Origin of the sequence: Synechococcus sp. MU1642 (genome assembly GCF_020514115.1) — a bacterium.
In the GTDB taxonomy this organism is placed as follows: Bacteria; Cyanobacteriota; Cyanobacteriia; order PCC-6307; family Cyanobiaceae; genus Parasynechococcus.
In genome coordinates this window covers 17687-32644 of record NZ_VTKZ01000003.1, presented here as the reverse complement: position 1 = coordinate 32644, position 14958 = coordinate 17687, and the positions used below count along the sequence as shown (strand labels likewise).

Below are 14958 nucleotides of genomic sequence, written 5' to 3'. Positions count from 1 at the left end.
TGGTGAAATAACATCACTTATAGGCAGGAAGATCGTTTGCCAGAGCCCTGAAATCCAGCAAGGTTAAGTCCTCAAATGCAATGCGGAGATCCTCCGCAACACCGGACCAATCACCCTGCTGACGTTGACGAAAAAGACGCATGGAGGGATACCAGGGAGAATCTGACCTGCCCTTCAGCCAACGAAAATCAGCATTTTGAGGAAGAAGTAACCATGTCGGACAATTTAGAGCTCCTGCCAGGTGAGCGACAGCCGTATCAACGGAAATAACAAGGTCTAACTGTTGTACAAGATGAGCAGTATCAGAAAAGTCGTTTAGATCTAAATGCCAATCTTTAACCCCATCGACGTCAAGCCAGGGCTCTAACTGATCCGCATCTTGACCGAACTGCAATGAATGAAGTTCAATGAGACCTAAGTGCAACAAATCTGTGAGGATAGGCATCAAAACAGTAAGCGGCATACTCTTGTTGCGATACATCGCTTTGTTGTCTGGATTAGAAGCCCATACCAAACCTACACTCATTCCCCCCGGAGGCGGCTCAACTTGCAGGTGTTCAGGACAGCGCTGAGTTGTGCGTAAATAAGGCACATGTGATGGCACTGTGTGCAACTCAGTTGAGAAAAGGGCCGGTAGGCTCATTAGTGCCACATGTGACCTTGAATCATCATCACGGTAGCAACCATCAAAAGGCTGAACTCTCTCTCCATAACCAGTCCAATCCCTGACTAGAGAGACCAGACAAGACCTAACCATAAAGACAAAATTGATGGAAGCTGCTTCAAGCAAATGGAGATATCTACAAAACTGAATAACATCTCCTAACCCCTGCTCACCCCACACAACCAAAGACTCTTCACCAGCTCTTGGAGCCTCAGCGAGACTTTGAAGAGGAGGGCCGGATGTTGGTGGCTTCACATCCTTAAAATCCGGGCAATTGAATCGCGATTCGTAATAACGCCAACCGTCTTTATAACGACCCAAAAGTAGATAAGCCAACGATAGATTCCACAACGAATGCGTTGAACTCGAATCAAGTTCAAGACCTTTCTCAAGTATTTCTATCGCTTCTTCAGCCTTTAAAACATTAATTAAAGTGTTACCGAGGTTTTGATATCCCGGCGAATGCCTGGAATCAAGAGCAATGGTGTGGCGGAAGGAGCGCTCAGCCCTCACAAAATCTTCAGCAGCGTAAAAAGCCAATCCTAAATTGCACCACACTTCAGGATTAAGTGCATCGATTTGCAAACTTGTTTTCAGAGGTCTAATAGCCTCGAGAGGTCGATTCAGCGAAGTTAAATTTGCTCCTAAATTATGCCACACTGGAGCCGACTCAGGATTAACAATCAGACTGCGTCTATATAATTTATCAGCCTCCTCAGGCGCATCATCCTTGATAAGATTTGCCAAATTATAAAGAGCATCATGCCGATCGGGTTCAATTTGTAGTGCACGTTGATAGGACATGCAAGCAAGTTGATGCTTCCCTTTGACCTGTCTGGCCACCATTCCCATCAGGATGTGAAAATAGGCCATATGACCACAAGACGACTCGACACCGGGCCTTTGCAAGACCTCAAGAGCGTCGACATATCGCTTGTTCATCCACAAGCCCAGTGCAAATGGCATGGACCACTGCAGAAGGCCAGTTGCAAGAATTGCCTGGCTAGCCTGCTGAATAGCCTGATCAGGGCTCAGCTCACCCTTTCCAAGACGCTCGAAGGAGCGCATCCAGTCTTGTGCTTCTCCATAAGATGCGGCGTTGGGACTTGACTGCGATTTGCTCGCGATGGAAGACATAAAAACAAAAGCGCTGCAGGCCCATTCAGAGGGGCGCTTGGTCGAAGCAGAATTCTCGTACCGGATTCTCCTTGAGCAGGGAGATGATCCCGATGTTGCGGTCAATCTCGGAGCGTTGCTCCGCAGCCAAAGGAGACTTCGTGAAGGCAGCTCACATTATCACCGTTGCTTAAAGCGAATGCCGGGTCAGCGGAAGCTGATTCTCAATGCCTGCAACTGCTGGAGGGAAACGGGTGAGAGCGCAGCAGCACTGCATTGGTTACGGCACGCACTAAATGCAGAACCTACCGATACAGAGCTTCGAGAATCGCTAGCAGAGACTCTCGCTATGGCAGGCGAGACAGCTGAAGCAATCGTCGTTTACGAGGCAATTGTCCAATCAGATACAAGTCGTATCCAAAGCTGGATGGGCCTGGGGCTTATTCATGCCCGCGCAGAAAAGCTCGAAGAAAGCAAAGACTGCTATCGGAAAGTGCTTTCAATCAATCCAGACCAGCCCCATGCCAAGGCCAATCTCTTGACCATCCTTAAGCAACAGGGCGAATTCCAAGCCGCGCAAACCTTGGTTGATTCTCTTAGCAAGTTTCAGCAAAAGCATCCTGATATCCGCAAGGCAGTAGCAGATTTGAGGATGGCTGAAGGCGACTGCGTGACAGCTAGTCATATCCTGGCAGAGCTTGCTGGAGACTCTCCAGGAAAGCCTGAACACTGGCTGAATTGGGCCGCCAGCCTCAAGAGCCTGAAGTTCACGGTAGCTCCCGCGCTGATTTTGAAGCGAGGGCTGCAATACAACCCAAATGACAACAATCTGTGGCTGGCACTAGAGCAAGCTCTATGTGAAATGTGTAATTTAGAAGCTGCTCGAAAAATATGCGCATTTCGAGGGTTTGATACTGACATAAAGAGCAGCGAACAACTCTTCAATCGCCAATTCTTAAGTCTAAGCCAAACACAATCAGACGAGCTATGCGAAAGGCGACTCGAGTGGGCTAAGCATTGGGAGGACGGGCAGAAGAAGAAAAGTTACGGACCTCTTTGGCCAGACTTGCTTCTAGAACCCCACACAGGACGGCGACTAAGAATTGGCTACTTATCTGCTGATTTCTGCAACCATCCTGTTGGACGTTTTTTGCTCCCAATTCTCAAAAATCATGATTGTAATGACTTTGAGATTTGGGGAATTAATTGCGGGCATCACCATGATTGGGTCAGCGAGCATCTTAAAGAACATTGTGATCACTGGCTAGATTGCAAATTTCACAACGATGCATTATCGGCAAGATTAATTGCTGACCTACGTTTGGATGTACTGGTGGAGTTAGGGGGATACACAAGTGGATCACGAATAGGAATTCTTGTCCATCGACCAGCTCCTATCCAATTAAGTTACTTAGGTTTCCCAGCACCAACCTATCTCAAGTGCATTGATGGATGGCTAGGAGACAAGGTGTTGTTTGATGGGCTATCGCAAGTAGATAATAAGGCCCATCGACTAATTAACATTGAAGGTGGATACATGGTATTTGATCCGTGCGGAACCCTTCCATTGCCAGTGCGTGAGCCTTGTGAGCGCTTTCGCTTCGGCAGCTTTAACCACGCACGCAAGCTTAGTGATGCAAGTATTGATCTATTCTGCGCCGTGATGAGTTCCTGCCCAAATGCTGAACTAATACTCAAAAGTATCAGCTTCCATGAAGCGGCAGAAAAAAACCGGATACGCAGTCGTTTTAAAAAGGCAGGACTCGCAACTGATCGCTTAATCCTGCTGGATTGGATTGAAGGGGGAATTAACCACCTACAGCTTTATCGTCACATGGATGTAGCCCTGGATCCTATTCCCTATGGCGGGGCAACCACAACAGCGGAAGCCATGTGGATGGGGGTGCCAGTTGTCAGCATGAGAGGAGAAGGAATGGTTGGTCGACTATCAGCGAGCCTGCTGCACTATGCAGGATGTGAGCGTTGGGTCGCAAACAACAACGATCAATTCGTGAACATCGCAAAAAACCTTGAATCACAAGGGCCAAGAACCAGCAAAAAAAGATTGCAATTAAGAAAAATTCTGGAGAGATCTAAACTTGCAGATGGAGCGAGACTAAGCAGTGAGCTAGAGAAGATTTACAAGACTCTAAGGCAAGACATTAACCCCTATTAAATTTTGCCTTAACCATTTCGGTAAAGGCCTGCTCGAGATGGTGCATTAGATCAGCGGCATCACCAAGCAGGCTATTTTGAATCTTATGTCGCCAGAGATCTCTATTCGCACGGAGGTATTTAAGATTAGTAGCGTGCTTAATTGCCAAGTTCAGATAGGAGCGCTCATTCGTCGCGACCCAATCGTGCAGAGAACACCCATTCAATACAGCGGTACTCATACGACTGACATAAGAATCTCCAGCTGTTGTAATCACGGGCACTCCCATCCATAACGCCTCACATGTAGTGGTACATCCCCCATTGGGTAGAGGGTCCAAAGCAATATCAATATGCTGATATTGCTGCAAGTGCTCGGTATGACCGGCTGTGAGGGGTAACCAAGTTATACGTTCAGGGTCAAGACCAACACGAAGCATTCGACGCCGAAGCAACTGCTGAGTGGGCTGATCCGAAGAAGTAGTGGCCTTCAAGACCAGAGTAGATTCAGGAACAGAATCAAGAATTCTTCCCCAAAGCCTCAGAGTTTTGTCAGAAAGCTTGCGATTGTGATTAAAGGAACCAAAGCGAATCGGACCAGATGGGGCTGAGGTCACATCAGCCGTAGCTTCCGGTAATGGATCGACAGGCTGCCATGCAAGGAACGGACGATCAAGCCTCCAAAGAGTCTCTGTATGCCAGCCAACATAGTCCTTAGGGAACAAACTCCAATCACCGAGCCAATAATCGATCTCTTGAATCCCAGTGGATGCAAAGAATCCGAGGTAGCTGCATTGCACAGGTGCCAATTTAGCTAGAAAGCCGGCGAGGAAATGACCTGAGGTCCAACCAGATAAATCAATCGCAAGATCAAGATCCAAATCCCTCACAACATCAACCTTACGTTCAACCGAAAATGCAGAGATATCGGTCAAATTTATGGACTGTAAAGGCTCAAACCAATCAGTGCATGATTGCGGACCATGATCTATTACATTGATTAGATGATGTTGATGCTGGGCCGTCTCATTTTCAAACGCATTAAAAAAACCGAGAAGAAAGCGACTCACGGGGTGAGGAGAAAGGTCACCAGTGATCCATCCAATACGCAAACTTTTTGCTGGACGGAGCTGTAGCTGAGATGTAGTAATACCTACATCACGACATCGCTGAAATTGATCACACTGTCGCAATGCAGAAATATACCTTTGATTCGCCTCTTCATACTTAGTTGATTCAATGCTGGCCAACTGCAGCATATAGTTACTATATTCCTGTTGTGCCGAAAGGGGATTTGCAAGAATAGAAGGTTTGAGATATTTCAACCAATGAGTATCACCATTATGCTCATAGGAGTTAAGTTGATTCCCTAGACGAGTGAAGGGCAATTGCAAAGTGGTTGTCCAGAGTTGCTGCAATAAAGCACTGCGTCGTGCTAGCCCTGGTTGTCTCTGCAACATTTTGATCGGAGTCAGATGTTGCAGGAGGCGATGATTTTCACCAAACCTCTCCATTGCCTGCCTTGCTAACGCCAGTACAGCTTCGGAATGCCTGGCATCAAGTGCAGTTTCTAAGGCATAGAGCCATAGCTGAAAATGCGAAGGAGCACGCTCTAAAAGGTCTGTAAAACTACTCAATGCAGTAACAAGATTCCCCTCTGCCTTCTCACATCGAGCCACAAGGATAGAAGCTTCGAGGGATTTTTCTTGCAGAGACTTATCCAACCATGATCTTGCCTCCGGAAAACGACCTCCAACAATCAACCATTCTGCATGCAAAATTTGGAAAAACTGACGCAGCTGAGGGTCTGAAAGAGTCAGCCATTGGGAAGGTTCAGTTTTGATGGTATGCCCACGACCTTTCACTAGTAAAAAACTGAACATCAATGCTCTAACTTCAGGCTGATCTGGCCAATTACGCTGCAAAGTACGGAAAACGGACAGAAATCCAGAGAGTTCGCGACTGTCTAGACGAATCCAAGCAAGGAGAGCCAGGGGGGAAAGTTGCTTTGATTTCGAAAGATCAGCTAGAAAAGCGATTAGCAACGACTCGGCGCGCTCAACATCCCCCAACCGATACAAACCTGCTGCTTTCTGATCGTCCCTCAACTCATTGGAGTTGATCAGGTCTTCTCGATTGAGTTGATCAGGCCATGCTGAAAGTTGTTGATACAAAAAAAAGGGGCCCCGAAGGACCCCAGTTTACTTTTAACCGTTAACAGGAGAGGCGATCAGCCAAGGGCTGTGATGGTAGCCGTGGAAACAGTCACGAAGGTGATGCTGGTCAGACCTGCACCTGCTGCCTCACTGGAGCCGGTTACGTTGTTCAGGAACAAAGTACCTGTTGCAACTCCAGCCTCAGCATTGTTGAAGGTAATGGTACCGGAAGTACCTGTTCCAGCATCAAGGTCACCACTGAACTGGATACCTGAGGTTGCACCATAGGCAGCATCGACAGCGACGACGACGTTGGCAGCTGAAGTGAATGCTCCGAAGGCAAGGGTGTCCTTACCGTCGGTCTTACCGAAGTAGTAAGTAGTGGAAGCATTAGCGACAGTTCCACTGAAGACAACGGAGTCGTTGCCCGCGCCAGCAAGGATGTCAGTTGAGGTCTGGCCAGAGAAGCTGAAGGAGTCAGCACCGCTGCCACCAGCCACAAGTGCACTAGTGACTTTGCCGGAGAAGGAAATCGTGTCGTTTCCAGTACCACCGCGCAGCGTGGAAGTCCTCACAGCAGCGGCCTCGATCAGACCGGCGGAGTCAGTACCACCAAGGATGGTGGCGTAGGAAATAGCGCCGTTGAAATCGAGAGTGTCGGCACCAGTACCACCAAGGACAGTTGCCTTGGTAGTTGCATCCTTACCAGTGACTGAGCCGTTAAAGACGATGGAGTCAGCGCCTGCACCAGCAGAAACAAGACCACCACCGGTGAATTTGTGGACAAACAGCTTGTCGACTGCGTCACCACCGATCAGGGTGGAACTGGTGTAAGTACCAGCGCCAGTTGCGTAGTTGGTACCGGCTCCCAAATCGATGCGGGAGTTGCTTACGGCAGCAACATTGAGGGTGTCACCACCAGCTGCACCGTAAACGGTGGAAGAAGTCAGATCTGTGATCTGAAGCGAGTCAGCACCACCTGCTGTATCTGCTGCAGAAGTGTCACCGTAGATGGTCAGGTTTTGACCATCTGCGATCAACACAGAGTCAGCACCCGCGCCTGCGTAGAACTCAGTAGCAGTCGAAGAGGAAGTACCGGTTGTCGCTTTGATAGCAATCGTGTCGTTGCCAGCACCAGCATTGACAGTGGAAGAAACGAACGAGCCACCAACTTGGATGGAGTCAGCGCCAGCGAAGGCACCAACATCAACTTTCAGGATTTGTGCGCTAGCAGGCGTGGTGTAGTTACCAACGAAGATGGTGTCGTTACCTGCACCGCCGTAAACGGTTGAGGTCTGGACAGTGTTACCTGCCAGCTGAATCGAATCATTTCCAGACAGGGTTCCTGTCGAATCCGAACCGTAAACCTCAGTATTGAAGATCGAGTAAGTGCTGTTGAACAGGATCTTGTCATTACCGCGGTTACCTGCAATCAGGGAACCAGACAACGACTGGGTAGAGGTAGCAGCCGCACCTTGGATGGTGTCAGTACCTTGGCCGCCATAAACGGTGGAGCCGAGAACGTCGTCCGCGATGTAGATGGTGTCGTTACCACCATTGGCCTGAATCAAGCTGCTGGCACTGAGCTTGGAACCCAAGCTGATGCTGTCAGCACCATCCAGAGAGGTGTCGTACTGGAAACCGCCACCGCCGTAGATGGCAGAGCCCTTAACGACGTTTTCGAATTCGAGAGTATCTGTACCAAGGTTGCCGCCCACAGTCGAACCGACAACACTGCCGACAGCCGAGATCAAGTCAACGCCCTGACCGCCGTAGATGCTGCTACCGCCGAAGACGGAGCTGCCGACGTACATGGTGTCATTGCCGCCGTTGCCCTGAACAAAACTGGCAGAAACGGAGGAGGACAGAACGATTGAATCGTTTCCGTCTGTAGAGGTAGCTGTCGAGGCATTGCCGCCGTAAACGGAAGCATTGGTGAGACCCATTTTGATCTCAAGGCTGTCATTGCCCGCATCGCCATAGACAACTTGGGATGCACCACGGGAGAGCCAGATGGTGTCGTTACCTTCACCGCCGGAAGCAGTAGAAGAATCGAAGGCAACGGTAATTCCTAAGGAGTCATTACCGCCGCGGCCATAAATAGTTGCGCCATCTGCGTCTTCGTTGAAGCTCACGGAATCTTGACCGTCGCCAAGATCAACGATGTCGTTACTTTGCGCCGCTAAAACGTTGTCGTTGCCATCAAGGGCAACAAAAGAATCAGCTCCAGTCGAACCAATGAGGGTGTTCGCGGAGTCTGTCCCTTGAATGGAGTTGTAGCTCGAGGTCATGAGAACTCAGACGTGTGGTGGGTGAGTTGATTGGTCTCCTCACAACCGCACCCACCATGGGGGCGGCGTGCGCTACGCACCAAGTTGGTACGAGGCATCGTATTTATACCTCAATGAAGCAACCCCTGCACCCTCAGGGTGCGGTTTGATCACTGTATCCAGACAGGAGTCGCATCCAGGCTTTCAGGCCATCCCCGCACTGATATGCGGACGCCCTCTTCTTGGCATCGGCAGCCAAGGCAAAACGCAGATCTGAATTGTCAAGCAGAAGAGCAAGGGCCTTTGCTTGCGCCTGGGGGGAAAAAAAGTCAACCAGGAGGGCCGAGCTTTTGTGCTCTAGCACTTCCTCCACAGGAGGCGTGGCACTACAAACAAGCGCGCAACCAGCAGCCATAGCCTCCAAGAGACTCCAACTCAGCACAAAGGGCACCGTGAGATAGAGATGCACATCACTGATAGCAAGTACATCGTGGTATTCCTCAGTCTGAAGAGCACCCAACCAATGGGTGCGCTGAGGGTCGAGGCCGATATCTTCCTTAGCCCACGCTCCCCAACTACGGCCATCAGAGCGCGAACCGCCATAAGCCACAACATCGGAACCCACAATCAAGGCATGCAATTGGGGCCTTTGGGCTTGCAGTAAAGCAATTGCCTGCATCGCCTGCGGAAAACCTCTGTATTCCTCAAATCCACGGCTCACATAAGTAAGGACTTCAACCTCAGAACCACTTGGCAGACACGAGGGCCTTATCCGTGGAGTTGTTTTTAGCAAGGAAAGATTATCTACATCAATACCTTCATGGATCACACTTAGTCGAGAGCGCAGATGCGGCGGGAACTGATTCAACTGCCAGTGTGTAGGCACAACGCCGTAATCACAGTCAGCTATTTCAAGCAACGTCTGAGCATTCCAAGTGCGCAAACGCAGAGCCCTATCTGGCTCAAGCGGTCCACGGCGCAGAAAATCCACATCGGCACCACTTGCGTTGTAGTACCACTCGAACAAACCGATCCTTCGGGCCAGAGGAAAAGCATCACTCAAGTAGAGACCGTTTCCAAAACCGACATGATTAATAATCAAGTCAGGCTCCCATCCCTCCTGCTTCAAGTCCTCACAAGCTCGATAGACCGCCTGACCCTGAAGAACACAGGATTCGAATCGCCGAAGGTAAGGATGCAGAGCCTCTCCTCCACCATGACGATGAATCGAGTACTGCTTGAGTCTTACGCCATCATTCGGAGGAGCATGCCACTCACGGTTTTGCGCCAAAAAAACAACATCGTGCCCCTGCTCTGCAAGAGCAGGGGCGAGTCGACGGAACTGAGCAGGAAAATTGTTGTGAGAAAATAGGATCCTCATCTGGATCCCTGCATCAAGCTGACTGGGCTGGGAGAGACTCAGCGAAGACCTGCTGATACTGCGGAAGAAGCCAGCCCGGTATTTTTTGCTCTGCACCATCAACCTGCATAGTGCCAGGCTCGAACAGAACCATGGCAGTCAGGAAGGCGTTAACAGCACCAGGCCTGCCGAACCCTCCACCTGCCGCAGGATTAAGAGCTTGTATGACTGCCTGCTTTCTTCGCTCTTCTTCGGGTGTAAGTGACTCTTTTTGGATGCCGGAACGCACCAATGCCCAGTAACGATCACCCAAATCGGTTGCCCATAGCTGCTCAAGCTCGGATTCAGGACAACGCCCGATAGCCTCAATTAAAGAAAGACGCACTTGGCGTAGCTCCTGAAGAATTTCCTGATCTTCAGGATCTATGTAATAGAGATTAGACAGCCCTAGGAGACGGTTTAATTGTATGCGGTTACCAACCAATTCCTGGAGAGTGGTTGGAAAAAGCCCGAAATCAGGTTGGGGGAGATGAGTTTCAGGGACCTGCTGGGCCTTGGCAGGAACCGGGGCGGGTGGCGCTGCCACTGCTGCGGGCATTGAAGGAACGGACTCATACAGCGATTGATAATCTGGCAGCAACCAGCCCGGGAGATTGGCCTCTGGATTTTGAATACGCAGAAGGCCAGGAGGGGAATAAAGGAAGTTGACGATCAACAACTGAACGGCCATCGGTGCCTGAAATCCGCCCTGAAACCGCTTACCTATGGCGTTACGCAGGGCTATTTGATCAGAAGTGAACACATATTGAGGATCAAGCTGTCGCACCAGTTGCTTGGTGGATTCACCAACAGGTGATGACCAAAGGCTTGGAAGCAAATCTTCCGGAGCCGAAAGCCAGAACTTAGCAAGTACATCTCTGCTCGATCCAGCAGAGAGGTCAGCAAGAGTCCAAGGGTTGGTGGGAAGCTCGAACACAGATCAGTCGATGCGTCTAGAAATCTTACGACCAGGCAACTGAGTTCTGAATTCTTGGCGGGCCAACCAAAGCGTAAGAGCGGCGAGTACAGCACCCATTAGGAGAGGCGCCAAAAGCACCTGAGCGACCCAGTAGAGACCGCACATCAACAGCCAGCAAAGGATTGCCAGATAGGGAACGCAACACAACACTGGAAATAGCCATCTCTGCCAACGGCTGACGATGAACCAGTGGCGCAGACGCACGAGGAAAGAAAAATTCATCATGGGAGAACAGGATGCTTCTTCAGCAAATCCGAATGCAAATCCCCCTTTAAGCCAGCAGGAACGGATTCATTGAGAAGGCGCCATAACGGCGCTCGAGCCTCGCACAAGCTTTTGGGCAACCGGTCCAAAAGTTCCGAGGCTGGTTCTTTTCCAGCAGAAGGTTGGGAGGGATGGCTCGGATAAGCCTGAAAGGCTTGCACCGGATCCAAGCTTGCTGGCATAGCTCGACCACTACCAGCTTCCGCAGGTGCAGCCAGGCGGCGCAGCTCAAGCTCGGCGAACAATGCCTCGTATTGATCCATCACCACATGCTCTGCAAACAATTCATTGGCTCGTGCTGATGCGGATCGACCCATCCGCTGAAGTAGCAAAGGGCTAGCCAGGAGAGAGACCAGGGCCTTTTCTGCCGCATCAGCATCAAGCTGTACCAACTGAGCCAGAGCACCAGCCACGACAGGAAAACTCTCAATCCCGGAAAACTGCTGCCAACCCAAACGTGCTGAAACTAATGGTGCCGTAGACGCCCAACGACTAGGAACGAGAAACCCATCAAGACCGTGCCGAACCAGGTCGCGGTAACCGTTCCAATTTGAGGCAACGACTGGCAAACCCGCTGCCATCGCTTCAGCAACAGAAAGTCCGAAGGTTTCTTGGGTGTTATCAACCAGAGACAAAGCAAGATCAGCTGCGGAAAGCGCCTGCCTTTTGGATTCTTCGCTCACCGGCTCATCACCACCCATGCGCTTGAAGTGCACATGTGGACAGCACTTTCGCAAGGAAAGGAGTGCCTGCTCCTGTGAGGGTTTGTCATCGGGCCCACACTCCAGCAATACAAGTGGATTGTTGAGCCGCTGAGCCACTCGCTCCAGGATTGCGTATGTCGGCCATGGGTCGAGCTTTGTATAAACCGAAAGTCGTCCCAGCCAAAGCACTACTGACGCTTTTTCTGGAAGATCCAGGGCCTTCCTCGCCTGCCGTTTGTCGAGTGCTGGCACAGCCATAGCGCTATCGGGTAGCGGCAGGGGGATGACCGGAAGCTGAGGTCGTAATGCTCTAAGACGCGACACATCTCCTCCGGACCTTTCCGCAAGAGCTTCTTCCCTGCTGTTGAGAACAGCTTCAACAACAGAACGCCCAGCCGTGCTGGAACATATCAACGCATCCCAAGGATGTACTGGCTCACTCGCCAGGTCTTGGAGGTGAGCCAGCGCAGCAGGAGTGGAAAGGGTGTGAATCTGACCGATCAGCGAAAAAGCAGAAGCCCCAACTGGTTGCCTCCATAAAGCCCAGCGAGCAATGGAGGGGTCTGGCAGAAACAAGCCACCCCATGGAATTACACCCTCCGGGGAAAGAAGATCCAAGCCATTGAGCTCACCCTCAAAACCCTGATCTCGCAACAAAGGAAGCAACTGTTGGAGTGCCTGTGGTCTGGGACTAGCCAGTGCCATGGGCCTGTGGCCTGAGCGCGCTGCCCAGCTTTTGAGGAGCTGCTGGCCCGCCCAACGGCGGCCATTCAGGGCCCCACCTCCGGGAAGGAGGTCGCCACTTGTAATCAGTGCCGGGAGTGTACCCACCGGTGTCTTGCCTTTGAATGGGAAGCCTATGGCCTTCCGTCGGCGCAGATGCGGTTGCTGTTGATCACCAACCTGTACCCACCACAGGAGCTGGGAGGCTATGGGCGCTGTATGGCGGATTTCTGCTGGGGGCTCAAACAGAGGGGGCATCAACTGCAGGTGATCTGCAATGACGCCAGTTATCTAGGGAGAGCTTCCACCACCGGCCCCAGCGGAGAACCCGTTGCGCGCGAACTCTTACTGAAGGGAGACTTCAGCGATGGCGTGCACCTGATGCAGAACGCATCAGAGCAAAACGCTGTTGACATACACAATCAGGCTGTAATTCAGCGGTGGTTGGGCAAAGACCGCTGGGACGGCATTCTTCTTGGAAATATTGATCTCCTCGGAGTCGGGCTTCTCCACTGGCTACTAGATCGGACCTTGCCGGTTTTGCATCACGTCGGATTCGTCCAAAGCCCTTATGCAGTCGAACAACAACCAAACATCGAAAATTACCAGCTTCTGGCAGCAAGTCATGCAGTTAAAACCAGACTGATCAAAGAAGGTATCCGCGCAACCAACGCAACAATTGTGTACCCAGGTGCAAGAACTGATTTATTTGGCCCAGAGGCTATCCACCGGGCACCTCCAAACCCTCCCTGCCGAATAAAGGGGAAACCCCTGCATCTCTGCTTTGCAGGATTGCTAATGGAGAGCAAGGCACCTCACACGCTCCTAGAAGCAATAGCCCAGCTACATCAACAGGGATACCCCATTCGCGCAAGTCTGGCCGGAGCACCTTTCCAGAAGAGCTATGTAAAAGCAATGAAATCCTTTTGCGTCGATAATAAAATCAATAACTTAATTACATTTTACAAACAATTGACGCGCGATCAACTTGCGCGGTTCTTTCTCCTTCACCACGCTGCAGTATTTCCCTCCATGCACCCTGAAGCCTTTGGCATTGTTGCCGTAGAGGCGATGGCGAGTGGACTAGTCCTTCTTAGCAGCGGGGTAGGCGGTGCAAGCGAAGTCTTTGAAGACAATAAAAGCGGACTTCAATTTGAAGCAGGCAATGCACATAGCCTGACGACACAAATTAAGCGACTGTTTGATGATCCTGGATTGCTCAATGCATTACAAAAGAAGGGCCTCATACGGGCTAGGGAACAATTCGACGTGCAACTCTCTGCGCAACAAATTGAGGAAATACTTCTCCGCAAAAATCACACAGATTACCCATCATGCATTCAACAATTCTGACAATTGATTCAGAGTTAAGCGCTGGTCATAGAGGAGCGCTCGCCTCCTGGCAGCTCTCCCGAAGCGAACACGCGCTTCAGGATTAGACAACAACTGAAGGACTTTGTCAGCCAAAAGTTCAGGAGAATTCATGGGGATCATTACACCTTCAACCCCATCCTGAATCACTTCGGAGACGGGCATACCCTGACTGCCCACAATGCAACAACCACAGGCCATCGCCTCAATCAGACTCCAACCAAGAATAAAAGGAAAACTGAGGTAAACATGAACCCAACTTGCCTGCAACACTGCCATCAGCTGAGGATGGGGTATCCGGCCGAGAAAATGAATGCGGTCTAAATCCAATCTGCCCTCAAGTTCCCTGAGCATGCGCTCACGCAAAGACATTGATCCTCCCTCTCCGCCATAGCCAGATTCGTTATCACCAACAATCAAGACCCGGGCATTCGTCTGATTGGAAAGAATGGTGGGGAGCGCACGCATGAATACATCAAATCCACGCAAACGCTCCAAGTTGCGATTAACTAGTGTGATTGTGGGCACCGAACGATCAATTGTGATGCTGCGCAATGCAAACGTCACCGCAGGATTCGGCTGGGCTAACTGGGTATCAATCCCTTCATGTATCACATGCAGCCGCTGGTCACGAAACTCACTGGGCAGGCTGTTGGCCTGGTGCTCCGTGGGCATCACCCAGGCCGTGGCATCAGCCAGAGCCGCACGGGTCATGGCATTACGGCCCAGCTGATCCAATTGGCTTTCAAGCGTGACCCTTGGTTTCAGAGGGTCAACACCATAACCACCATGCTCGGGACGAATCCAGAGCTCGGGCCAGAGAATCTGGGGAACATCAGGCCAGATCGCTGAAAGTCCCAAGGTTTCTCCCCAACCGGAATGAGCCAGGATTTGATCAGGCTTCCAGCCCTCCGCCGCCAGGCAATTGGCCAACCCGGCAACAGCAGCGGAGCGCTGCTGACCATCGTGCCAAAGTTGTGTGCCAAGAGGCAATCCTGAAAGTTTTTCGGGCTCGACATACCTCAGCACTTTTCCCCTTAGAGCAACGGGGCGTTGGTGACTACATATGGCAACGAGCTCATGTCCTCGGCTTTCAAGGTGAGGCGCCAACTGGCGAAACTGGCCTGGAAAGTTTTGATGAACCAACAGCAGTCGCAC

General features: G+C 50.9%; 9 protein-coding genes. 2 read left to right on the top strand and 7 right to left on the bottom strand.

Annotation, left to right across the window (positions count from 1 at the left end):
• Positions 1 to 13 precede the first annotated feature (13 nt).
• Positions 14 to 1801, bottom strand: a complete 1788-nt coding sequence (locus FZZ85_RS04185; RefSeq protein ID WP_226412548.1) for a tetratricopeptide repeat protein — start codon at positions 1799 to 1801, stop codon at positions 14 to 16.
• Between FZZ85_RS04185 and FZZ85_RS04180 the strand changes: the two genes are divergently transcribed.
• Entirely contained in the window at positions 1791 to 3956 is a 2166-nt protein-coding gene (locus FZZ85_RS04180) for a tetratricopeptide repeat protein (protein WP_226412902.1), read from the top strand. The genes FZZ85_RS04185 and FZZ85_RS04180 overlap by 11 nt on opposite strands.
• Here the strand turns inward: FZZ85_RS04180 and FZZ85_RS04175 are convergent.
• The 5 genes from FZZ85_RS04175 to FZZ85_RS04155 form a co-directional block, all read right to left on the bottom strand.
• On the bottom strand, positions 3943 to 6042 hold the full coding sequence (locus FZZ85_RS04175; RefSeq protein ID WP_226412546.1) for a hypothetical protein: 2100 nt from the start codon (positions 6040 to 6042) through the stop codon (positions 3943 to 3945). The two genes, FZZ85_RS04180 and FZZ85_RS04175, sit on opposite strands and share 14 nt — an antisense overlap.
• 122 nt (positions 6043 to 6164) lie before the next feature.
• Complete coding sequence (locus FZZ85_RS04170; protein ID WP_226412544.1) at positions 6165 to 8381, bottom strand: calcium-binding protein; 2217 nt, start codon at positions 8379 to 8381, stop codon at positions 6165 to 6167.
• Between the two features lie 133 nt (positions 8382 to 8514).
• The gene (locus tag FZZ85_RS04165; RefSeq protein ID WP_226412542.1) at positions 8515 to 9741 is read right to left on the bottom strand and encodes a glycosyltransferase; all 1227 of its coding nucleotides are present in this window, start codon (positions 9739 to 9741) and stop codon (positions 8515 to 8517) included.
• Positions 9742 to 9754: 13 nt separating this feature from the next.
• A complete protein-coding gene (locus tag FZZ85_RS04160) occupies positions 9755 to 10696 on the bottom strand; it encodes a hypothetical protein (RefSeq protein WP_226412540.1) in 942 nt (313 codons plus the stop codon).
• A 263-nt stretch (positions 10697 to 10959) separates the two neighbouring features.
• Complete coding sequence (locus tag FZZ85_RS04155; RefSeq protein ID WP_226412900.1) at positions 10960 to 11964, bottom strand: glycosyltransferase; 1005 nt, start codon at positions 11962 to 11964, stop codon at positions 10960 to 10962.
• A gap of 621 nt (positions 11965 to 12585) precedes the next feature.
• Between FZZ85_RS04155 and FZZ85_RS04150 the strand changes: the two genes are divergently transcribed.
• Positions 12586 to 13782 carry a glycosyltransferase family 4 protein gene (locus tag FZZ85_RS04150; protein ID WP_226412538.1) on the top strand — a complete coding sequence of 399 codons (1197 nt, stop codon included), beginning with the start codon at positions 12586 to 12588 and terminating at the stop codon, positions 13780 to 13782.
• Here the strand turns inward: FZZ85_RS04150 and FZZ85_RS04145 are convergent.
• A complete protein-coding gene (locus FZZ85_RS04145) occupies positions 13762 to 14958 on the bottom strand; it encodes a glycosyltransferase (RefSeq protein WP_226412536.1) in 1197 nt (398 codons plus the stop codon). The two genes, FZZ85_RS04150 and FZZ85_RS04145, sit on opposite strands and share 21 nt — an antisense overlap.